At 70.5% G+C, this 21182-nt stretch carries 17 protein-coding genes; 6 read left to right on the forward strand and 11 right to left on the reverse strand.

Translation table 11 applies throughout. The features are described 5' to 3' along the window. Nucleotides 1-92 precede the first annotated feature (92 nt). The 3 genes from C4T78_RS22945 to lpdA all read right to left on the reverse strand — a co-directional run bounded on the left by C4T78_RS22945 (nt 93) and on the right by lpdA (nt 4239). The gene (locus C4T78_RS22945; protein ID WP_093357863.1) at nt 93-977 is read right to left on the reverse strand and encodes a TIGR01777 family oxidoreductase; all 885 of its coding nucleotides are present in this window, start codon (nt 975-977) and stop codon (nt 93-95) included. A gap of 102 nt (nt 978-1079) precedes the next feature. Further along, complete coding sequence (sucB, locus tag C4T78_RS22950; RefSeq protein ID WP_093357864.1) at nt 1080-2813, reverse strand: 2-oxoglutarate dehydrogenase, E2 component, dihydrolipoamide succinyltransferase; 1734 nt, start codon at nt 2811-2813, stop codon at nt 1080-1082. A 55-nt stretch (nt 2814-2868) separates the two neighbouring features. After that, on the reverse strand, nt 2869-4239 hold the full coding sequence (gene lpdA / locus C4T78_RS22955) for a dihydrolipoyl dehydrogenase (RefSeq protein WP_093357865.1): 1371 nt from the start codon (nt 4237-4239) through the stop codon (nt 2869-2871). A 242-nt stretch (nt 4240-4481) separates the two neighbouring features. On the opposite strand from lpdA, the gene C4T78_RS22960 reads away from it, so the two are divergent. Beyond that, nucleotides 4482-4826, forward strand: coding sequence for an oxidoreductase (locus C4T78_RS22960; RefSeq protein ID WP_093357866.1), 345 nt, complete (start codon nt 4482-4484; stop codon nt 4824-4826). Between the two features lie 273 nt (nt 4827-5099). On the opposite strand, the gene C4T78_RS22965 is transcribed toward C4T78_RS22960, so the two are convergent. Further along, complete coding sequence (locus C4T78_RS22965) at nt 5100-5600, reverse strand: OsmC family protein (RefSeq protein ID WP_093158958.1); 501 nt, start codon at nt 5598-5600, stop codon at nt 5100-5102. A 226-nt stretch (nt 5601-5826) separates the two neighbouring features. Beyond that, complete coding sequence (locus C4T78_RS22970; protein ID WP_093357867.1) at nt 5827-7317, reverse strand: leucyl aminopeptidase; 1491 nt, start codon at nt 7315-7317, stop codon at nt 5827-5829. Between the two features lie 245 nt (nt 7318-7562). On the opposite strand from C4T78_RS22970, the gene C4T78_RS22975 reads away from it, so the two are divergent. Further along, nucleotides 7563-8810: an APC family permease gene (locus C4T78_RS22975; protein WP_093357868.1), complete on the forward strand. Its 1248-nt coding sequence runs from the start codon at nt 7563-7565 to the stop codon at nt 8808-8810. Between the two features lie 8 nt (nt 8811-8818). Next, nucleotides 8819-9490: a ribonuclease FAU-1 family protein gene (locus C4T78_RS22980; RefSeq protein ID WP_093357869.1), complete on the forward strand. Its 672-nt coding sequence runs from the start codon at nt 8819-8821 to the stop codon at nt 9488-9490. Nucleotides 9491-9505: 15 nt separating this feature from the next. Here the strand turns inward: C4T78_RS22980 and C4T78_RS22985 are convergent, their stop codons facing one another. After that, the gene (locus tag C4T78_RS22985; protein WP_093158948.1) at nt 9506-9796 is read right to left on the reverse strand and encodes a hypothetical protein; all 291 of its coding nucleotides are present in this window, start codon (nt 9794-9796) and stop codon (nt 9506-9508) included. 157 nt (nt 9797-9953) lie between these two features. Between C4T78_RS22985 and C4T78_RS22990 the strand changes: the two genes are divergently transcribed. Then, nucleotides 9954-11057, forward strand: coding sequence for a branched-chain amino acid aminotransferase (locus C4T78_RS22990; RefSeq protein WP_093357870.1), 1104 nt, complete (start codon nt 9954-9956; stop codon nt 11055-11057). A 175-nt stretch (nt 11058-11232) separates the two neighbouring features. Here C4T78_RS22990 and C4T78_RS22995 read toward each other — a convergent pair whose 3' ends face one another. From C4T78_RS22995 to cobU, 3 genes are read right to left on the reverse strand one after another with little or no spacing between them, the layout of a single operon-like run. Continuing rightward, a complete protein-coding gene (locus tag C4T78_RS22995) occupies nt 11233-11961 on the reverse strand; it encodes an adenosylcobinamide-GDP ribazoletransferase (protein ID WP_093357957.1) in 729 nt (242 codons plus the stop codon). A 2-nt stretch (nt 11962-11963) separates the two neighbouring features. Continuing rightward, the gene (gene cobT, locus C4T78_RS23000) at nt 11964-13043 is read right to left on the reverse strand and encodes a nicotinate-nucleotide--dimethylbenzimidazole phosphoribosyltransferase (protein ID WP_177247797.1); all 1080 of its coding nucleotides are present in this window, start codon (nt 13041-13043) and stop codon (nt 11964-11966) included. A gap of 19 nt (nt 13044-13062) precedes the next feature. Next, nucleotides 13063-13608: a bifunctional adenosylcobinamide kinase/adenosylcobinamide-phosphate guanylyltransferase gene (gene cobU, locus C4T78_RS23005; RefSeq protein ID WP_093357959.1), complete on the reverse strand. Its 546-nt coding sequence runs from the start codon at nt 13606-13608 to the stop codon at nt 13063-13065. Nucleotides 13609-14029: 421 nt separating this feature from the next. On the opposite strand from cobU, the gene C4T78_RS23010 reads away from it, so the two are divergent. Continuing rightward, a complete protein-coding gene (locus tag C4T78_RS23010; protein WP_258958357.1) occupies nt 14030-16024 on the forward strand; it encodes a tetratricopeptide repeat protein in 1995 nt (664 codons plus the stop codon). On the opposite strand, the gene C4T78_RS36155 is transcribed toward C4T78_RS23010, so the two are convergent. Both C4T78_RS36155 and C4T78_RS23015 read right to left on the reverse strand, forming a co-directional pair. Further along, a complete protein-coding gene (locus C4T78_RS36155) occupies nt 15940-16371 on the reverse strand; it encodes a hypothetical protein (RefSeq protein ID WP_143186043.1) in 432 nt (143 codons plus the stop codon). The two genes, C4T78_RS23010 and C4T78_RS36155, sit on opposite strands and share 85 nt — an antisense overlap. A gap of 22 nt (nt 16372-16393) precedes the next feature. Continuing rightward, nucleotides 16394-17965: a nucleotide sugar dehydrogenase gene (locus tag C4T78_RS23015; RefSeq protein ID WP_143186045.1), complete on the reverse strand. Its 1572-nt coding sequence runs from the start codon at nt 17963-17965 to the stop codon at nt 16394-16396. A 54-nt stretch (nt 17966-18019) separates the two neighbouring features. Between C4T78_RS23015 and C4T78_RS23020 the strand changes: the two genes are divergently transcribed. Further along, nucleotides 18020-20872: an ATP-binding protein gene (locus C4T78_RS23020; RefSeq protein WP_177247799.1), complete on the forward strand. Its 2853-nt coding sequence runs from the start codon at nt 18020-18022 to the stop codon at nt 20870-20872. Nucleotides 20873-21182 lie beyond the last annotated feature (310 nt).

The following is a 21182-nucleotide window of genomic DNA, read 5'->3' on the forward strand; positions in this document are numbered from 1 at the left end:
TCCGCTGGTCAGGTCCCGTGCGCGTTTCGGGGTGTCATAGCACCCCAAAGTACTCACGGGTGACGACCAGCGGAAACGGAGCCGAAGAGGGCTCAGCCGACGGCGGCGGCCAGCGCCGAGCTGATCGACGGGTGCTGGAAGGTGAAGCCGTGCGACTCCAGGACGGTCGGCACCGCTCGCTGGCCGACGAGCGCCTGGTCGGCCAGCTCGCCGAGCACGATGCGCAGCGCGAAGCCCGGCACGATCCACGGCGCGGGGCGGCCCACCGCCTCCGCCAGCGCCTTGGTGAACTGCGCGTTGGTCACCGGGCCGGGGCCGGTGAGGTTGACCGGGCCGGAGATCTCGGGGTGCTCCAGCACGAACCGGATCGCGGCGACCTCGTCGTCCAGCGAGATCCACGGCATGTACTGCCTGCCGTCGCCCAGCCTGCCGCCCAGCAGCAGCGAGAACAGCGGGCGCAGCCGACCGAGCAGCCCGCCGGACGGGGCGAGGACCAGGCCGGTGCGCAGCAGCACCACGCGGACACCGGCCGCCGCCGCGGGCTCGGTCGCCGCCTCCCAGCGGCGGCAGAGCTCGGCGAGGAAGTCATCGCCCGGTGACGCCGCCTCGGTCACCGGCTTCGGCCCGGTGTCGCCGTAGTAGCCCACCGCCGAAGCGTTGGCGAGCACCGGCACCCCGGACTCGGCCACCGCCGCGGCCAGCACCTCCGTGGCGCGGACCCTGGAGCGCACCAGCAGCCGCTTGCGCTCAGGTGTCCACCGCTTGTCGCCGATGCCCGCGCCGGACAGGTTCACCACCGCGTCCGCGCCCTCCAGCGCATCGGCGTCGAGCCGCCCGGACTCGGGGTCCCAGCCCCGCTCGTCCGGCGCGGCGGGCCGACGCCGGACCAGCCGGACCACCTCGTGCTCGGCCGCCCGCAGCGAGGCGACCAGGGACGTGCCGATCAAGCCGGACGAGCCGGCGACAACCACGCGCATGCCCGGAATCGTCCCGCACCCGCGGGCCCGAGGCGAGCTCTTCGGCACAACGGCGAACGGCCGCCCACCGCAGCGGTGGACGGCCGTTCGCAGCTGGTCGGCTCAGAGACCGAGGTCGGCCTCGAAGGCGCCTTCCTCCAGCCGCTGCTTGAGCGTGGCCAGGAAGCGGGCGGCGTCCGCGCCGTCCACCAGGCGGTGGTCGTAGGACAGCGCCAGGTACACCATCGAGCGGATCGCGATGGTGTCCCCGCCGTTCTCGTCGGCGACCACGACCGGCCGCTTGACGACCGCGCCCGTGCCGAGCATGCCCACCTGCGGCGGGTTCAGGATCGGCGTGTCGAACAGCGCGCCGCGGCTACCAGTGTTGGTGATCGTGAAGGTGCCACCGGACAGCTCGTCGGGCTTGATCTTGTTGTTGCGGGTCCGCGCCGCCAGGTCGGCGATCTTGCGGGCCAGCCCGCCGAGGTTGAGGTCCCCGGCGTCGTGGATCACCGGCGAGACCAGGCCGCGCTCGGTGTCCACCGCGACCGACAGGTGCTCGGCACCGTGGTAGGTCACTTCCTTGGTGTCGTCGTTGATCGAGGCGTTCAGCTTCGGGTGCAGCTTCAGCGCCTCGGCCGCCGCCTTCGCGAAGAACGGCAGGAACGACAGCTTGACGCCCTCGGCGGCCTCGAAGTTCGCCTTGGCGCGGTCCCGCAGCCGGGCGATGCGGGTCACGTCGACCTCGATCACCGTGGTCAGCTGCGCGGCGGTCTGCAGCGACTCCACCATGCGGCGGGCCAGCAGCTGCCGCAGGCGCGACATCTTCTGCGTGGTGCCGCGCAGCGCCTGGGCCTCCTCCGACGGCTCCACCAGCGAAGCGCTCGGCGCCGCGGCCGGAGCGGCGGTCTGCGCCGGGGCGGACTTCTTGGCGTCGATCGCGGCCTGCACGTCCTGCTTGCGGATCCGGCCGCCGACACCGCTGCCCTTGATCGCGGACAGGTCGATGTTGTGCTCGTTGGCCAGCTTCCGCACCAGCGGCGTCACGTAGGGCGTGGCACCGGCGGGCGCGGCCTCGGCGGGAGCCGGGGCGGGAGCGGACGGAGCGGCCGGCGGAGCGGCCGGAGCCGGAGCCGGGGCGGGCGCCGGAGCCGCGGGAGCGGCGGCCTGGGGCTCGGGGGCCGGCGGAGCCGGGGCAGCGGCGGGAGCCGCGCCGGCCGCGCCGATCACGGCGAGCTTGGCGCCGACCTCGACGGTGTCGTCCTCGTTGGCGGCGATCTCCAGCAGGGTGCCCGCCACCGGCGACGGGATCTCGGTGTCCACCTTGTCGGTGGAGACCTCCAGCAGCGGCTCGTCGACCTCGACGCTGTCGCCGACCTGCTTGAGCCACCGGGTCACGGTGCCCTCGGCGACGCTCTCGCCGAGCGCGGGCATGTTCACGTCGGTGCCCTGCGCGCCACCGGCCGGAGCGGCCGGGGCCGGAGCCTCGGGGGCAGGCGCGGGCGCGGCGGGGGCGGGCTGCTCGGCGGCGGGCGCGGCGGGGGCGGGCTGCTCGGCGGCGGGCGCGGGCTGCTCGGCGGCGGCCGGGGCGGCGGGCTCGGCGGGGGCCGGGGCCGAGCCGGCGTCACCGATCACGGCGAGCTCGGCGCCGATCTCGACGGTGTCGTCCTCCTGAGCGATGATGCGCTGCAGCACGCCGGCGGCGGGGGACGGGATCTCGGTGTCGACCTTGTCGGTGGAGACCTCCAGCAGGGGTTCGTCGACCTCGACGGTCTCGCCCTCCTGCTTGAGCCACCGGGTGATCGTTCCCTCGGTGACGCTCTCGCCTAGTGCCGGCATCTGAACGGAGAAGGCCATCTCTTGCTGACTCCTCGTGGTGTGGCGGGGTGCTTGGCTGACTGCGGAGCCGACGTCAGCCGTGCACGTGCAGCGGCTTGCCGGCCAGGGCGAGGTGCGCCTCGCCCAGGGCTTCGGTCTGGGTGGGGTGGGCGTGCACCAGCGGCGCCACGTCCTCCGGCAGAGCTTCCCAGTTGTAGATCAGCTGCGCCTCGCCGATGAGCTCACCGACGCGGTCACCGACCAGGTGCAGGCCGACGACGGGGCCGTCGGTCGCGCGGACCAGCTTGACCGCGCCCTGGGTCTTGAGGATCTGGCTCTTGCCGTTGCCCGCCAGGTCGTAGGTGAAGGTCTCCACCGAGCCGTACTGCTCCTTGGCGGCGGCCTCGGTCAGGCCCACCGAGGCGACCTCCGGGTGGCAGTAGGTCACGCGCGGGATGCCCGCCTCGTCGATGGGCTGCGGGTTGAGCCCGGCGATGTCCTCGGCGATGAAGATGCCCTGCTGGAAGCCGCGGTGCGCCAGCTGCAGGCCGGGCACGATGTCGCCGACCGCGTAGACGCCCGGCAGGTTGGTGCGCAGGCGCTCGTCGGTGCGGACGAAGCCGCGCTCCACGTTCACCCCGGCGGCCTCGAAGCCGTGGCCCGCGGTGTTCGGGCCGCGGCCGACCGCGACCAGCAGCAGGTCCGCGTCGTAGGTCTCGCCGTTCTCCAGGCTGACCGAGACGCCGGCGTCGGTCTGGGTGGCACCGGTGAACTTGACGCCGGTCTTGAACTTGATCCCGCGCTTGCGGAAGGCGCGCTCCAGGCGCTTGGAGACGAACTCGTCCTCGTTGGGCACCAGGTGCGGCAGCGCCTCGACGATGGTCACCTCGGCGCCGAACGAGCGCCAGACGCTGGCGAACTCGACGCCGATCACGCCGCCGCCGAGCACCACGACCTTGTTCGGGATGAAGTCCAGGTTCAGCGCCTGCTCGCTGGCGATGACCCGCCCGCCCAGCTCCAGGCCGGGCAGCGTCTTGGAGTAGGAGCCGGTGGCCAGCACCACGTTCTTGCCGGTGTAGCGGGTGCCGTTGACCTCGACGGTGTTGGCGTCGACCAGCGTGCCCGCGCCCTCGACCAGGGTGACCTTGTGCGCCTTGGCCAAGCCCTGCAGGCCCTTGTACAGGCCGGCGACGATGCCGTCCTTGTACTTGTTGACGCCGTCGATGTCGACGCCCTCCAGGGCGGCCTTCACGCCGAACTGGTCGGCGTCGCGGGCGGAATCGGCGACCTCCGCGGCGTGCAGCAGCGCCTTGGTCGGGATGCAGCCTCGGTGCAGGCAGGTCCCACCGAGCTTGTCCTTTTCCACCAGGACGACGGACAGGCCTAGCTCGGCTGCGCGGAAGGCGCAGGCGTAGCCGCCCGAACCGCCACCGAGAATGACTAGATCGGCGGACGTGTCGGTCACTTCGCACTCCTCGACAGGCTTCGTTGACTCGCTGACAGCACTTCACCGGACCGGATGGTCACGAGCACCTGCAAGCCATCTTGTCACCACACGACAGGCTCACGCGACGTGGGCCGGGTGATCTGTGCTGCATCTCGGCGGATCACAGTGGAGGGTGGGTGATTTTCACCCGTCCCCCATGTCGGTGATGGCACCATCGGGAGCAGGCTGCTCTTCCTTCACCTGAATGGAGGCGAGTTGCGGTGGGCCTCTTCGACCGCTTCCGCAGGCGGCGCGCCGGTGAGGTGCGCGGTGCCGATTCCGCCGATTCCGCGCACTTGATCAGCTGGACCGAGCAGCACCACGGCGTGGAGGGCTACCTCGAACCGCGCACGACGGTGACCGAGACGACGCTGATGCTCATCGCGCACGACGGCGAGTGGACCCGGCGCCGGGTGGACGGCCCGGCCGCGGCGCACCGGCTGACCCGCAAGCTCGGCATCCCGCTGTACGAGGTGGCCAAGGTCGGCTACCCGCAGCGGATGCGCGACTACCAGGCCCGCCAGCGGATCCTCCGCGACCGGAACCGCCGCTCCGCCGACGGCTGAACTGGGTTTCCCCGCTCGTTTTGCGTGGCGGTGCAGGTGGCGGAACCTCAGACGCCGCCTGGTCTGCGGGAGCCCGTTCTGATGTATGTCCAATACACGGCGAACGGGCTGTCCTCGCCAGACGACGTCTGAGAACCCGCGGCGGTGCGAGCTGCGAGGGTGGGTTATGCGCCTAGCGGCGCATGCGGTCACTGCCGGGGCTGGGCGCGGAGCGGCTTCGCGGTTGCGGTTCAGAACCGGAAAGACCGGTGTGAGCTCGCCCGGCGCGGCCGGTCAGTTCGCGATGCGGGTGGTCGGGGTGCAGTTGACCGGGAAGTTCACCGCTTTGGCGATGTAGCAGAGCTCGTGCGCGCGTTCGTGCAGCGCCTCGGCCACGTCGATGCTGGCGCGATCGGACACCGTCACCACCGGGGCGAGCTCGACCGACTCGAACTGGCCGGTGCCGTCCGGGTTCTCGGCGAGGTAGCCGCGGGCCTGGTCGTGGTAGCCGGTGACCACCACTCCGCTGTCCGCCGCCAGGTGCAGGAACCACAGCATGTGGCACTGCGACAGCGAGGCGACCAGCAGTTCCTCGGGGTTGTAGCGGTCCGCGTCGCCGAGGAAGACCGGGTCCGCGGAGGCGTCGATGGCGTCCTTGCCGTCCGCGCGCACCTCGTGGGTGCGCTCGTAGCTGCGGTAGGAGCTGGTGCCCTGGCCGGTGTTGCCGGTCCACACCACGTCGACCTGGTACCCGTGCCGGGCCGTCGTCGGCGAGGCCGGTTTCGATTCGGTCATCGCCACATCGTTGCATCGCCGCGGGGTGCTGTGGTGATCCCTTTGCGGCCTACGTCACAAATACGCCACCGGGTGGGGCGATACGGGAAGCGCGGAGCGCGCCGGTTTCGCCTGGTCAGGCCCGTGAGTGCGTTGAGGGGTGCAACCCCCCCGCGAAACACTCACGGGCCATCACCTGCTGAAGCGTTCCCCGCTGCCGAAGCATCAGCGGTGGGGAACGCCGGGCTCAGCCCTGGTCGGCGATGTCGGCGAGGACCGCGGCCAGGGTGCGGACCGGGACGCCGGTGCCGCCCTTGGGCGTGTAGCCCCACGGGCCGGAGGTGTTGTACGCCGGGCCCGCGATGTCGATGTGCGCCCACTCCACGCCGTCGGCGACGAACTCCTCCAGGAAGATGCCCGCCGCCAGCATGCCGCCCCAGCGGTGGCCGGTGATGTTGGCCAGGTCGGCGAGCTTGGAGTCCAGGTCGCCGCGCAGCTCCTCCGGCAGCGGCATCGGCCAGGCTCCCTCGCCCGCGGCCTGCGACAGCCGCGCGACCCGGTCGCGGAACTGCTCGCTGCCCATCACGCCCGGCGTGCGCTTGCCCAGCGCCACCACCTGCGCGCCGGTCAGCGTGGAGGTCTCGATCAGGTAGTCCGGCTCGTCCTCGCAGGCGCGGGTGATCGCGTCGACCAGGATCAGCCGGCCCTCGGCGTCGGTGTTGAGCACCTCGACGGTCTTGCCGCCGTACATGGTCAGCACGTCACCGGGGCGGTAGGCGGTGCCGGAGGGCATGTTCTCGGCCATCGGCACGGTCGCGGTGATGTCCAGCGGGTAGTTCAGCCGGGCGGCCAGCACCATGGTGGCCACCACCGAGGCCGCACCGGACATGTCCGAGGTCATCTCCTCCATGCCCGCCGCGGGCTTGATCGAGATGCCACCGGTGTCGAAGGTGATGCCCTTGCCGATCAGCGCGACCTTCTTGGCCGCCTTCGGGCCCTTGTGGCGCATGCGCACCAGCCGCGGCGGCCGGGACGAGCCGGCGCCGACGCCGAGGATGCCGCCGAAGCCCTGCTTGCGCAGCGCGTTGTCGTCGAGCACCTCGACCTCCAGGCCGACGGCGCGGCCCAGCTCGGTGGCGCGCTCGGCGAAGGAGGCCGGGAACAGGTCGTTGGGCGGCGTGTTGATCAGGTCGCGCGCGGTGTTGACCGCTTCACCGATCGCGGTGGCGCCCTTGAGCGCGTGCAGGGCGCTGTCCGCCTTCGCGTCGGCGACCACGAACTCCACTTCGGACACCGGGGCGTCGCCGGACTTCGACTTGTACCCGGTGAAGGCGTAAGCACCGAGCACGGTGCCCTGCACCGCGGCGGAGAGGTCCACTGCGGACAGCGTGGTGGCGGCGCGCTCCACACCGGTCAGCGCGCGGGCGGCGGCACCGGAAGCGCGGCGCACCTGCTCGCCGGTCGGCCCGCCGGTCGCGGACTTGCCCAGCCCGGTCGCGACCAGGACCGGGGCGCGCAGCTTGCCACCGGCGGGCAGCTTGACGACTTCGTCGGCCTTCCCGGTCGCGCCCAGCGAGGTCAGCACCTGCCGCAGGTCGCCGTCGTAGGCCGCGGCGACCTGCTCGGAACCGGGCGCGAGCCGCAGGCCGTCGGTGTCCTGCACGGTGCCGACGATGAGCGCGTCCACGGCCAGCTTGGTCACCGCGGCGTCGGTGAGGGAGAGTTTCGGGGTCGTCACGTGGTCATCCTCCGTTGAAGCTGCCGTGTCAGCATTGGGTCCATTCGCACTCTAGAGGGTTGATTCCAGGCGTGTTTCGCCTGGCGGAAACCTCGGGGCTTGTCCGGATCGCCCGGTCGGTGGTAGTGCTCGGCCGGGCCGGAATCCGACGAGGACAGTGGTGCGCCTGCGCCGGCTCACAGCGCCGTCGGGCTGTCAACCGACAGGTGGCTGCACCATCGGGGTTCGTCTGCAAGGGTGGTCGGGTGGCCCAACAGGTTGAATCGAGCGGTCGGCTCGCGTCCGGTGCCGGGGCGGTTCCCCTGGCGCTCGGCGGGATGCTCGGCGTCGGTGTGCTCGTGGGCCCGGCGCCCGCGGCCGCCGCGGCCGGGATGTGGTCGCCCTTCGGGCTGCTGATCGCGCTGCTGGCCGCGGTCTGCTCGGCGACGGCGACCGCGTACCAGTCGGCGGCCTACCGCGGCCCGGGAGCGGTCTACGCGTGCGTTCGCGGGCGCATGGGCGTGCTGCCCGCGCGCGTGGGTGCCAGCGCCTACCTGGCCGGGCACATCGCCGCGATGGCCGCGGTCGCCCGGGTGCTCGGCGACTTCTTCCTGCCCGCTTCCGGGCCGCTGGTCGCTGCCGCGGCGATCCTGCTCGTGGTGCTCTCGGCGACGACCGGCCTGCGGATCCGCGGTGCCGCGGCCTGGATCTGGCTGGCGCTGACCGCCGCCGTGCTGGGCCTGGTGGTCGTCACGTGCTTCGCGATCGCCCCGGTCCCGCCGCTGCCGACCGGTGCCTCGCCCGCCGACAGCGCGGTGGGCATCACCGGTGCGGCCGGCGTGCTGTTCTTCGCCTTCCTCGGCTTCGAGCGGCTGACCGCCCCGGCCGAGGAGCGCGACCGGGTCCCGTGGGCCGCGGTCAAGCGCGGTGTGGTGATCTCGTTCGTCCTGCTGACCGCGGTGCTCGCGGTGGTGACGGCGGCGCTGGTGCACCAGCTCGGCTGGTCCCGGCTGGCGCTGTCGCCGACGCCGATCCGCGATGTGCTGACCGCGGCCGCGGCCTCCGAGCTCGCGCCGCTGATCAGCGTCGGCGCGGCGGTCGCGCTGCTGCCGGTGCTGCTGGCCGGGCTGGAAGCCATCCGGTCGACGGCGCTGGCCCTGGTGCAGGAGGGCGATCTGCCCCGGGGGTTGGGACGCCGGAGCGGCGCGGGCACTCCGTACCTGCTGGACGTCGGCGCCGGTGTCGCGGCGGTCGCGGTCGCGCTGCTGGTCGACCCGGTGACGGCGATGGCCTTCGCCGCGTGCAGCCTGCTGGTGCACTACGCCTTCGCCAACGCCGGAGCGCGGTTGCTGCTGGCGGACGCGGGCGGCTGGCCGATGCGCGCGGCGTGCCTGGGGATGGGCGTGTCTGTCGTAATTGCGATGAGCATGCCGATTTCTGCGATGCTTGCCACGCTTGTTGTCGTTTTTATCGGTCCTTTGGCGACGGGAGGTGTGTCCCGTCGCTGGAGATGAGGCGGGTCATGCTGAACGCGAGTGCAGGCAACCTTTCCCTGGAACCAATCGAACAGCCGATCTGGCTGCCCGGCGAGGAAGCGCTTTACAGCTTCTGGCGGCTTGACGGCTCCCTCGGCACCGTCCACCCCGCACGGGTGGTCGCCGACGACGGCGACCAGCTGCTGTGCTGGGTCCTCGACGGCACGCCGATCCGGGTCACCACATCGCCGGACGGCCGTTCGTACCGCGAAATGCCGCTGTTCGAACGCTTCAACGGGCCGCGGGTGCCCGCCAGGTCCACCTGGCGCGGCACGTCCACGCTGCGGCTGGTCTACGAGCACCGCTGGGTGTCGGTGTGGTGGTTCTTCGAAGCCGACGGCACCTTCCGCAACTGGTACGTCAACCTCGAAGTGCCGCTGGGGCGCGACGAGCTCGGGGTGCGGCGCGTCGACGGCGTGCTGGACGTCGAGGTGTTCCCGGACGGAACGTGGTCCTGGAAGGACGAGCACGAACTGGCCGCCGCGATGGCGGCAGGCCGGTTCGACCGCTGGCACCTCAAGCAGTTGCGGGCCGAGGGAGAGCGCATGATCGCGCTCGCCGAGGCGCGCTTGTTCCCGTTCGACGGCACCTACTGCGACGCGGCGCCGGATCCGAAGTGGGCACTGCCGTCCCTACCGGATGGACTGCTGCGGATCTGACCGGTGTTCGGGGGGTCAGGACACCGAGATGAACAGCAGCACGATGATGACCGCGACCAGCGCACCGATCCCGCCGACCGAGCCACCGCGCAGGTCCTTCGGGAAGAACGTCTTGTGCTTGTTGCGCCACCAGAACGCCCACCCGATGGCGCCGCCGAGGCCGAGGATCAGGCCGAACACGTCGAGCCAGGCGTAGCCGAGCGCCACGAGCAGGCCGCCACCCAGGGGCATCAGCGCCGCCAGGGTGGCGGCCAGCGCGTCTTGCGCCGCCGTGGTGGGGACCGGAACAGGAGCCTGCTGGTTCATGACCACATCATAGGGCCCGGAACGTCGGCTTCCGGAAGGTTCCGGGTAACGCTCGGTGGCTTCGGCCCAGCTGCCTGTGATCGGACGACGGACAATTGGACGACCAACTTAAGAAGACCGGTTTCCACTGCTCGGGGGGTCGCGATACGGTACGCGCATGACTGAAGCGCTGTCTTTCACCCGGACCACCAACCCGCAACCGGCCAGCGACGAGCGCCGTGCAGAGGTACTGGCCAATCCGGGGTTCGGACGGCACTTCACCGATCACATGGTGACGATCCGCTGGACCGACGATCGCGGCTGGCACGACGCCCGCGTCGAGCCCTACCACTCGCTCGAACTCGACCCGGCGACCTCCGTCCTGCACTACGCGCAGGCCATCTTCGAAGGCCTCAAGGCCTACCGCCAGCCCGACGGCTCGATCGCGGCGTTCCGCCCGGACGCCAACGCGCGGCGCTTCCAGGACTCCGCGAAGCGGATCGCGATGGCCGAGCTGCCGGAGGAGCTGTTCGTCGAGTCGCTGCGCGAGCTGATCGCGGTCGACGAGGCCTGGGTGCCCAGCGCGGCGGAGAGCTCGCTCTACCTGCGGCCGTTCATGATCTCCACCGAGGTCGGCCTGGGCGTCAACAGCCCGGCCAACGCCTACCTGTACGCGGTGATCGCCTCGCCGTCCGGCTCGTACTTCGCCGGCGGCATCAAGCCGGTCACCGTGTGGTTGAGCCACGAGTACGTGCGCGCCGCGCCCGGTGGCACCGGTGCGGCCAAGTTCGCGGGCAACTACGCCGCTTCCTTCGCGGCGCAGGCCGAGGCCGTGAAGCAGGGCTGCGACCAGGTCGTGTGGCTCGACGCGTGCGAGCGGCACGTGGTCGAGGAGATGGGCGGCATGAACCTGTTCTTCGTGCTGGGTTCCGGCGCCGATGCGCGCCTGGTGACCCCGGAGCTCAGCGGCAGCCTGCTGCCCGGCGTGACCCGCTCGTCGCTGCTGGAGCTGGGCCGCGAGCTCGGCATGCAGGTCGAGGAGCGCAAGTTCACGGTGGAGGAGTGGGAGAAGAAGGCCGTGACCGGTGAGCTCACCGAGGTCTTCGCCTGCGGCACCGCGGCGGTGATCACCCCGGTCGGCCACGTCAAGCACCGCGACGGCGAGTTCACCATCGCCGACGGCCGGCCGGGCGAGGTCACGATGCAGCTCCGCGAGCGCCTGACCGGCATCCAGCAGGGGACGGTCGCCGACACCCACGGCTGGATGACCAAGCTCAACTGAGCAGGGGTTTCCACACTCGGTTTGCGTGGCGGTGCGGTTGCCGCAGGTGGGCTATGCGCCTGCGGCGCATACGGGCCGTGAGTGTTTTGGGGTGCTATAGCGCCCCAAAACACTCACGGACACCTGCCAGGCTGAACGGGTATGACGGCGTATCGATCGGTCCTGCTCCGGCAGGTCAGGCGAAGGTCGCGCCGATGAGGACGATCGTGGTGGCCAGCTCGGAGGCCGCGCCGAGGACATCTCCGGTGATTCCGCCGAAGCGGCGGCGGACGTGGTGGGTGAAGCCCAGCAGCAGCGCGGCGGCCGCTGCTACCGCGATCGCCGTGGGCCAGTCGACCGCGATGGCCGCCACCGCGAAGAGCAGCAGCCACCAGGCCGCCACCAGCCAGGTCGGTTGGCTGCCCGCCACCAGGGCGCCCATGCCCTCCGGGCGGGCAGGTGGCACACCGCGGCGGCAGCACAGCACGAATCCCGCGCGGCCGACCGCGCAGGCCAGCACCACCACCAGCGGGTTGGTCGACAGCTCGGCGAGGCTGACCGCCTGGATGCCCAGCACGAGGATCAGCGCGACCACCGCGAACGGCCCCGCACCGCCGTCGCGCATCACGCTCAGCGCGCGCTCCGGCGGTCCGTAGCAGCCGAGGCCGTCCACCGAATCGGCCAGCCCGTCCACGTGCATGCCCCTGGTGACCAGCACCAGCACCGCCACCGTCAGCAGCCCGGCCAGCAGCGGCGGTGCGCCGAGCGCGGTCAGCCCCCACAGCGCGAGCGCGCCGGATCCGCCCACCAGCGCGCCGACCAGGGGAGCGAACGCAATCGCCTGCCCGCAGGTGGCGTCGTCGACGCGGCGCGCCGGCACCGGCAGCACGCTCAGCCACGAGACGGACAGGCGCAGGCCGTCCAGGGTCACGACTTCGCGGCCTCGGCTTCGGTCGGGCCGCCGACACCGGCTTCGTCGAAGGTCGCCATCTCGCCGAGCACCCGCGTCGCGGCGGTCAGGATCGGCAGCGCCGCCAGCGCCCCGGAGCCCTCGCCGAGCCGCATCCCGAGGTCGAGCACCGGGGTCAGGTCGAGGTGCTCGAGCACCAGCGGCCCACCCGGCTCCGCTGAGCGGTGCCCGGCCAGCCACCACTGCCGCGCTCCCGGCGCGAGCTCCTCGGCGACCAGCGCCGCCGCGCCCACCACGACCCCGTCCAGCAGCACGGGCGTGCGGCGGACGGCGGCCTGGGCGAGGAACCCGGTCAGCGCGGCGATGTCGGCACCGGAGGAGGTGCGCAGCAGCGCCACCGGGTCGTCCAGCACCTTGCGGGCCCGGCGCAGGGCGTCGCGGATGGCGGCGGTCTTGCGCATCCAGGCGTTGTCGTCGATACCGGTGCCGCGGCCGACGACCGCCACCGGCTCGGTGCCGGTGAGCACCGAGATCAGCACCGCCGCCGGAGTGGTGTTGCCGATCCCCATGTCGCCGGCGATGAGCAGGTCGGCCCCGGAGTCGATCTCCTCGTCGGCGATGGTCCGCCCGGCGTTGATCGCGGCCCGCACCTCGGCGTCGGTCAGCGCGTCCTCGCGGTCGATGGCGCCGGAAGAGCGCCGCACCTTGTGCGCGCTGACCACCGGCGGGGTGTCGGCGTTGACGGCCATGTCCACGACCCGCACGGTCGCCCCGGTGTTGGTGGCGAGCACGTTCACCGCCGCACCGCCAGCCAGGAAGTTCGAGACCATCTGGCCGGTCACCTCGCTGGGGTAGGCGGAAACGCCGTGCCCCGCGACGCCGTGATCACCGGCGAAGACGACCACGCGAGGCCGGGTGAACGGCCGCGGCGGGCATTGGCCCTGGCGGGCGGCGACCCAGACGCCCAGCTCCTCCAGCCGACCCAGCGACCCGGCCGGCTTGGTCAGCTGCTCGTGGCGGGCGACGGCCTGCCGCTGGGCCTGTTCGTCGGGGACCGGCACCGTCGGGAAGCTGATCTCGTTCTGGTCGGTGGACAAGCGAACCTCCGTGTCGATTTCAGCGCAGTCGGAGCGGAAGACCGGCGACGAGCAGGACGACCTCGTCGCACACCTCGGCCAACCGGGCGTTGAGCACTCCGAGCTCGTCGCGGAACAGCCTTCCAGACCGGGTGGCGGGAACGATGCCCAGGCCGACCTCGGCGGAGACGACGACCAACCGCCCGGCGCAGCCGACGACGGCGTCGACGAGCTCAGCGCGCCGAGCGGCGACGACCTCCAGCGCACCGGCGTCCCGTTCCCAGGCCCCGGCGTCGTCGAGCACCCCGGTCAACCAGGTGGCGAGGTCGTCGACCAGCACGGACGCCCCGGCGGGAACCTCGCCCAGCGCCTGGCACAGCGAACGGGTGTCCGGTGCCTCGGTGGTCCGCCAGCTGTCCGGCCGCCGGGCGACGTGAGCGGCGATCCGCTCGTCCCACTCGCGATCACCGGCGACCCGCCGAGCGGTGGCCACGTAGGTGACCGCCTCATCGGCACCGACCAGCCCTTCGGCGTGCGCGGACTTCCCGGAACGCGCCCCACCGAGCACCAACGTGCGCACCAACAGCCCCTCCGCAGTTCTGATCCGTGCAGACGTTACCCAGCCAGGATCGAGCGCCTCGCCGGCGGGCAGGAGCCTGCTGTCGTGCGGGAGCGCTTCGCCGGGGCGGACTGCTCCGAACACCGGTGCGGACCTGGTCGTTGCGGACCAGGAATCGCTCGCGAATGCCGAGCATTGCGCCGATCAGTGCGATTCCGATCTGCGCGGGCTGCGCTCGTGCGACACTGGGTTGCTTTTGGATCAGTTTGTTGAGCTCGTGGGCGGGGGCATGAGTCGACAGAGATTCCCGGCGAATCCCGATCCGCCCGTCATGAACGCGGTGCGAGGCACGGTAGCCGGAAACACCGTTCAGGCGGGCATCGTGCACGGCGGCGTGCACCTGCACTTCGCAGGCGCTGAGCGGGGCGGTCCGGAACCTGTTCCCGACATGTTGCCACGGGCGTCCCGCTTCTTCACCGAACGGGCCGGTAAAACCGAGAAATTCCGGGAAATCGTCGCTGACGGTCGTGACGGTTCGGTGATCGTCGTGGTCAGCGGAGTCGGTGGAGCGGGTAAGTCCGCCCTGGCCGCGCATTGGCTGCGCTCCTTGCAGCACGAGTTCCCGGACGGAGCGCTCTACGCAGACCTGGGTGCCTTCTCAGCGCGGGAGCCGGTGGCCCCCGCGCACGTCCTGGAGACCTTCCTCCGAGCGCTGGGAACGGCTCCCGAGTCGATTCCGACAGAGCTCGACCGGCTTCGTTCGCTGTACTGCCAGGTCACTTCCGGCAAGCGGCTGATCTTGTTCCTGGACGATGCGGTTTCTGCGGCTCAAGTGCGTTCTCTGCTGCCGGGTGGCGATTCCGCGCTGGTGGTGGTGACCAGCCGGTACCGGCTCTCCGGGCTGGGCATGGAGGGCGCGCACTTCATGGACGTCGGACCGCTGCAACCCGCTGAGTCGCTGGAAATGCTCTCCAACGTCCTGGGATCGACCCGGGTCGAGCGGGAGATGGACGCCGCGCGGGAGGTCGTCGATCTGTGCGGTGGACTGCCGGTCGCTCTGATGGTTGTGGCGGCCCGGCTGCTGGCGCACAAGAAGTGGTCGCTGGAGCGGATCGCGGAGGCTCTCCAAGATGAACGACGTCGCTTGCCGTCCCTGGCGTTGCGTGGTGATGTGTCGGTGACCGCTGTCTTCGACCTGTCGTACCGGAAGCTGACCTGCGAACAGGCCGAGCTGTACCGAGTGCTCGCCGTTCACCCGGGCACCTCGTTCGGGCCGGAAGTCGCTGCCGCCGCTGTGGGACGTGCACTGCCCGACACGCTGAACCAGATCGAAGCCCTGGTGGAGGCGAATCTGCTCGACGAACCGATGGAGAACAGATTCCGGTTCCACGACCTGCTGCGGTTGCACGCCCGGGAACGGGCGGAGGCGGAGATGTCCGAGGCCGATCGGGCGGCCGCGGTTCGCCGAATGGTCTCCTGGTACCTGGATTGCGCGTTCAGCGCCGATCGGCTCATCACTCCTGGCCGGTGGTACGTCTCGGAACGAGACGCGGCCGCGGGACTGCCGTTCTCCTCCGCGGCAGCCGCACTCGACTGGCTGGAGGCGGAGCGCGCCAACCTGGCGCAGGCGCAACGGGAAGCGGTCGAGCGCGAATGGCCTGATCTGGCCTGGCAGTTCGGCGAGGCGATGTGGAGCCTCTTCATCTACCGCAAGCACTACCTGGACTGGCTGGAGACCACCGAGGTCGCGGCGCGGGCTGCGGAACGGGAAGGACATCTCCGGGCGGAGTCCCGCCTCCGCGGTCAGCTCGGACATGCGCTGCTGAACCTGCACCGCTTCGACGACGGGCAGATCGAGCTGACCAGGGCGATGGAGCTGGCCGAGCTCGCGGGTGACCTGCCGAGCCAGGCCACCGCGACGTCCAGGCTGGGAATCCTCGCCAAGCAGCAGGGGAGGCTGGACGAAGCTCTCGCCCTGTTCCGCCGAGCCCTCCAGCTGGATCGCCGACTGGGGGACAGGCGCGGCGCGGCGCTGCGCACGCGCCGCATCGGGGAGACCTTGGCGGCTTCGGGCCGATACGAGGAAGCCATCGCGGAGCTGTCCTCCGCGGTGGAGCTGATGCTGGAACTCCCCGATCCCGGCGGTGCGGCGCGCGTGTCGACGTTCCTCGGGGAGACCCAAGTAGCGGCTGGGGATCCGGCTGCCGCGGTCGCCTCCCTCGGCGAAGCCCTGGCGGTCATGCGCGGGATCGGTTCCGAGTTCTTCGTGGCGGAACTGCTCGTCGCGCTGGCGGCCGCCCACGAGAGCGCCGGCGATCTGGAGATCTCGCGGAGCTGCCTGCGGCAAGCGTGCGAGCTCTACGAGCAGATCGGCGGCCCGCACGCAGAATCGCTGCGCCGACGTCTGTCCTCTGGTCCGCCTGCGGACAACAGCCAGGCGTGAACCCGGTCCGCGCAGTTCTCCGCGGTGGAGGGCGGGTGGAAGCGCAACACCTCGAACCTTCGAGTGTGCGCCAAGAACCCGGCGTCGACCTTGGTCACGGTCGCCGCGCAGCCCGGGAAGCAGTCCAGCGCGGCAACAGCCGCCTGGTGGGCCGCGCCTTCATCGGCCACCTCGGGAAGAACCAGGACGTCGGCGAGCGCGTGCCACCGCGCCGACGTCGCTTCGAACCGGACCATGAGATAGCGGTCGGCGGTGGTGGTCTCTGGCACCGCGGTGCAGGCCCGCAGCTCAGCACCCAGCACCGTGCTCGCGCACTCCGCTGCCGCTGTGGGGATTCGGCGGTTCATCGGAGCACCTCCTTCGCAACAGCTAGTCGTGGTCCTGCCACGGGACGGGAGTGCCGGACGAGCAGTCGAGCACCGGCAACGCACCGGTTCGCAACGCGCTGTAGTCCACTGTGGTGTGCTTGGTCAGGATCACCGCGATGTCGAAGCCGGTGGCGTCGAGTCGGGCCGTCGAGCGGAGCGCTCTGCCGCGCTCCATCCGCAGCTGCGGAATGCGGGGATCGTAGTAGCCGACGTCGGCTGCTTCGACGCGGAGCCGGTTGATCACCTGCACCGCGCACGAGTTCCGGATGTCGACCACGTCCGGCTTGTAGGTGACTCCGACGACGAGCACCTTGCAGCGGCTGAGCGACAACTTCCACGACCGCGCCAGTCGGTCCCGGATCAGCTCCACCGTTCGACCGGGCATCGCCGCGTTGACCGCGAGAGCGGCCTCCACCATCGGCGGAATGACCCCGCGCTGCCGAGCCGAGGCGCGGAAGAACTCGGTCACCACGGGGATGCAGCCGCCACCGGCGCCGATCCCGGGGTGGTGCGGCAGGAACCCGTAGGGCTTGGTGGCTGCCGCCTCGATGACTTCGACCGGATCGACGTCGTGGCCGCGGCACACCTCGGCGAGTTCGTTCGCCAACGAGATGTTCACCAAGCGGAACGTGTTCTCGAACGTCTTCACGAACTCGGCGGTGCGGATGCTGCTGACCGGGACCACCCGGGCGAAGGCGCTGCGCAGGAAGGTCGTGGCCGCCTTGGTGCACTGCGGAGTGAGTCCTGCGACGATGCGCGGCAGGTCGGCGGTCGGTGTCCCGCGTGCCGGGTCGATGCGCTCCGGGGCGTGTGCGATGTGGAAGTCGATGCCGGGCAGCAATCGCGACTTCCGGGCGATGAGCGGTATGACCTGCTGTTCCAAGCTGCCCGGCGCGCACGTGCTGTGCACCAGCACCAGCGCCCCCTTGCGCATGGCTTTGCCGACGGCTTCCGCGGCGTCCAGAAGATGTGCGGTGTCGATCCGCCCGTCGGCCCGCATCGGCGTCGGAACGCTGATGCAGTACACGTCGGCGTCCGGCAGCGCGCCGCGCCGGCGCAGCTCCAGCTGTCCGGTCGTGAGCAGCGTTCTCAATTCCGGGTTCTGACTCCCCTGCGCGCCGGCGCTCTCAGCGAGGTGCGAGAGCTTCTCCGCGGCCGCGTCAACGCCGCACACCTGGAATCCCGCGCGGGCCGCGGCAGCCGCGAGCGGAACGCCGACGAAGCCGAGGCCGATGACTACGACATCTGCTCTGCTCATTTCGTCTCCTCGGGCCAGCCGGCTGACATCCCGTTCGATGCCAGCTGCTGTTGTCGGCTGGTCGGATTCGTCGACAAGCTTGTGGCGCGAACGTTGGCATTCGATTGCCGGTAAACCCGCCAGGGCGCTGTCCCCGCTGGTAAAAGCTATTTTCTCGATCTTGTCGCACTTGTTTTCGAGTGTCGTGCGACGGGATTTCCGAGATTCGGTCAGCCTGTGCGGCGGCGCATTGGCGTCTCGTTGCCATTCGATTGTCGGCAGCCGCTGGCCGGTCCGCGCCAATTCGGCCCGTTGGTCGTATGAATGGAAATTCAAGCCGGGAATACTCGGAGGTACGACGGGTATCGGGGAACCAGCGAGGGGGTGCTGGTGAACATCCTGTTCAAGATCTTGGGGGCCACCAGCCTGCGGGTGGGCGACGGGTTCGACGACCACTGGGCGAAGCGGCAGGAGCGCGGGTTGCTGGGGGCGCTGCTGGTCGGCTCGCCCGGGCAGCGGCTCTCCGCGGACGAGCTGGCGTCATGGCTTTGGGGCACCGACAGCGCTGCCGGGCGGTTGCCGAATCTCCGGTCCTTGATCAGCAAGGTCAAGACCGGCCTGCGGAACCGGAGATCTCCGGCGGAAGTGCGCAGCGAGCAGGGCATGTACTGGATCGACGTGGACCCCGATGCTGTCGACTACCACTACTTCCGGAGCTCGTTGCGGACGGCCAAGTCGGCGATGGACGAGGGTGCCCACCAGGACGCCCTCACCTTGCTGGACGAGGCCATCGGACTGTGGCGGGGAACCCCGCTGAGTGACCTGTCCAGCGCGCGGGCGGATCGCTGGCGGTTGCACTCGGCGCAGGTGGTGCTGAGCGCGCGGTGCACGCGGATGGAATGCCTGCTGGCTCTCGAGCACTACGAAGACGTGCTGGACGAGCTGGACGGCAGACTCGCCCAGGAAGTCATGGACCCGCGGCTGGCGATGCTGCGGATGTCCGCGCTGCACGGGGTGGGTCGCGTCGGCGACATCACTCCCTTCTACCTGGCTTACCGGAAGAACTTCCTGGACGTGACGGGTGCTGAACCCCCGGATGCGGTGCGCAGGCTGGAGCAGGAGCTCAGCCGGGGCCGCTCGTCGCGGCCGCCCGTTGCGGAGACCGACGTGCCGCCGGCGAAGTCGGTCATCCGGAACCTGCCGCCCCAGGCGTGGGGCTTCCACGGCAGGCAGGACCTGCTCGCCGAGCTCACCCGACTGGTCGCCGAGCGATCCACCGGCCTGGTCGCGGTGGACGGCCCGGCCGGGATCGGCAAGACCACGCTGGTCGTGCAGTGGGCGGACCAGGCGATCGGCCGGGTGGTGGACCGAGTGCTCTTCGTCGAGCTGCAGGGGTACACCGGCGGCCAGCCGTTGGGCCTGGGAGAAGTGGTGGGAGCGCTCCTGACCCAGCTGGGCGTCGCACCAGATCGCATCCCGAGCGCTACGCAGCGCACGATCCGGTTGCGGCAACTGCTGGAGCAGCAGCGAACTCTCGTGGTGCTGGACGACGCGCGTGATTCGGCCCAGGTCCGAGAGGCGCTGAAGGTCCTCTCCGGAGGTCTCGTGCTGGTCACCAGCCGCAAGCACCTCGACGGGCTGGTGGTCCGGAACGGGGCGTACCACCTCGAAGTGCCGGCGCTCACCGAAGCGGAGGTCTTCCAGTGGCTGCACACCGAGCTCGGCCCGCGGGCGCTCGCTGAACCGCTGGCCGTGCAGCAACTGGCAGCGGTGTGCGCGGGGATCCCGCTGGCGGTGCGGATCCTCGCCCAGCACGCTGCGAGCAGGGCGTCCCAGTCCCTGACGAGTCTGGCGGAGGAGCTCCAGGACAAGCGCGTCCTGCTGAAGCTCGGCGGTGCGGATGACGAGGAAGCGACCATCGAGGCGGTGCTCAACTCCTCGTACCGCGCCCTGGAACCGCCCCAGCAGCGGCTGCTGCGGCTGCTGGGGCGGTACCCGGGCCGGGACCTGGAGATCGGTTCGGCGGCGGCGCTGGCCGGTCGGCCTGCTGAGGAGGTGAGTCGGACGCTGGACGTGCTGGTGGCCCTGCACCTGGTCGATCGGGTGGATGGGGAGCGCTACCACCTGCACGACCTGGTCCACGAGTACGCCGCACAGCTCCCGGAGCCCGATGCAGCTTCAGCCGCCGCGCTGCGGCGGCTGGCGGACTGGGCGGTCTGGACCGTCTACAACGCGTTTCGCGTGGTCTTTCCCAGCCGTGACCCGTTCCCGGTCGAGGGGTTCGAGACCGACGTGCTTCCGCGGTCGTTCAGGAACTACGACTCCACGATGCGCTGGTGCGCGCAGCGGCGCCATGAACTCGTCGCGGTGAGCGCGGCCACCCGCGAGCACGGGTTGAGCGGACATTGCTGGCGGATCGGGAACGGTGCCTGGGAGATCGTCCGCCTGCAAGGCTTCGACTCGGAAGCCGGGGACCTGCTCACCACCGCAGTGGACGCGGCGCGGGAAGAAGGAGATCTCGTCGGGCTGGCCGGATCCCTCAACAACATGGGCCTCTACCGAATGGTGCTGGGCGACCTGGCCGAGGCCAGGAAGTGTCTGAACGAGGCGTCGCAGATATTCAATTCCACCGGCGAGTTGTTCGGTGTGCACAGCTGCTTGCACAATCTTGCGGCCTGCGAGGTGAAGGATGGCAATTTGTCTGCCGCGCTCGACATCTACCGCTCCGCGCTGCGGATGGTGACAGGCGAGGGCGAGCCGTTCCGCAAGGCGGGCACGCTCCGCCGGATCGCCGAAGTGCTGCGGCGGCAAGGGCGCAACGACGAAGCGATGGCGCATTGCCGGGACGCGATCTGGATTTACGAGGGAATCGATGACCCGAAGGGGCATGGCGATGCTCTCGTCGAGCTGGCGCTCATCTACCGGGAGTTCGGGGACGTCGAATCCGCCTACGCCTATGCACGGCGTTCTCTGGAAGGTGCTGAGGCGGTCTTCGACGTCGATTCAGCCGCGACCGCGGCCGGGCTGATCGCCGGGATCGCGTTCGACGCAGGCCGGTACGACGACGCACTGCGGTACGGCAAGCAGGCGGTGGCCCTCTTCCACCGCCTCCGGGACGCCAGTGGCGAGGCCGACGCCTGGGACGTGGTGGCTGCGGCGCTCGAATCGACGGGCCGACCCGACGCCGCGGCAGAAGGGCGAGCCCGCGCGAAGGAGATACGAATAAATCTCGGGTTTATTTGATGCGCAATTCAACATAACGCACGTACTTTTTCATGGTCGCGGGCTGGTTGCCGATCGTACGTGCCGGCAGGGGGCGCTTCAGTGCGGGGTCCCGTTTAAGCGACACCCGATGGGGGTATACCCTACGTCTGGTAATTGAAATTGCCCATCTGAAGAGGTTCCGTGCTCAAGAAGAGTTACACCCGTTGGGTGTTGGTTGCCGCGGCTGTTGTCACCCCTGCGTGGGTCAGCATTTACTCGTTGATTCCGGGCCACACCGCCTGAGTTAGCAGCCAGTCGGCCGGCCGGTGAAATTTGGTCTCCGGCAGTA

Origin of the sequence: Saccharopolyspora kobensis, from assembly GCF_900108315.1 — a bacterium.
GTDB lineage: Bacteria > Actinomycetota > Actinomycetes > Mycobacteriales > Pseudonocardiaceae > Saccharopolyspora > Saccharopolyspora kobensis.

Coding starts and splice junctions, on each gene's coding strand:
- C4T78_RS36155 (WP_143186043.1), bottom strand. CDS start 16,371: ATGAACCGCCGAATCCCCACAGCGGCAGCGGAGTGCGCGAGCACGGTG.
- C4T78_RS22990 (WP_093357870.1), top strand. CDS start 9,954: ATGACTGAAGCGCTGTCTTTCACCCGGACCACCAACCCGCAACCGGCC.
- C4T78_RS23010 (WP_258958357.1), top strand. CDS start 14,030: ATGTTGCCACGGGCGTCCCGCTTCTTCACCGAACGGGCCGGTAAAACC.
- sucB (WP_093357864.1), bottom strand. CDS start 2,813: ATGGCCTTCTCCGTTCAGATGCCGGCACTAGGCGAGAGCGTCACCGAG.
- C4T78_RS22965 (WP_093158958.1), bottom strand. CDS start 5,600: ATGACCGAATCGAAACCGGCCTCGCCGACGACGGCCCGGCACGGGTAC.
- C4T78_RS22985 (WP_093158948.1), bottom strand. CDS start 9,796: ATGAACCAGCAGGCTCCTGTTCCGGTCCCCACCACGGCGGCGCAAGAC.
- C4T78_RS22945 (WP_093357863.1), bottom strand. CDS start 977: ATGCGCGTGGTTGTCGCCGGCTCGTCCGGCTTGATCGGCACGTCCCTG.
- C4T78_RS22980 (WP_093357869.1), top strand. CDS start 8,819: ATGCTGAACGCGAGTGCAGGCAACCTTTCCCTGGAACCAATCGAACAG.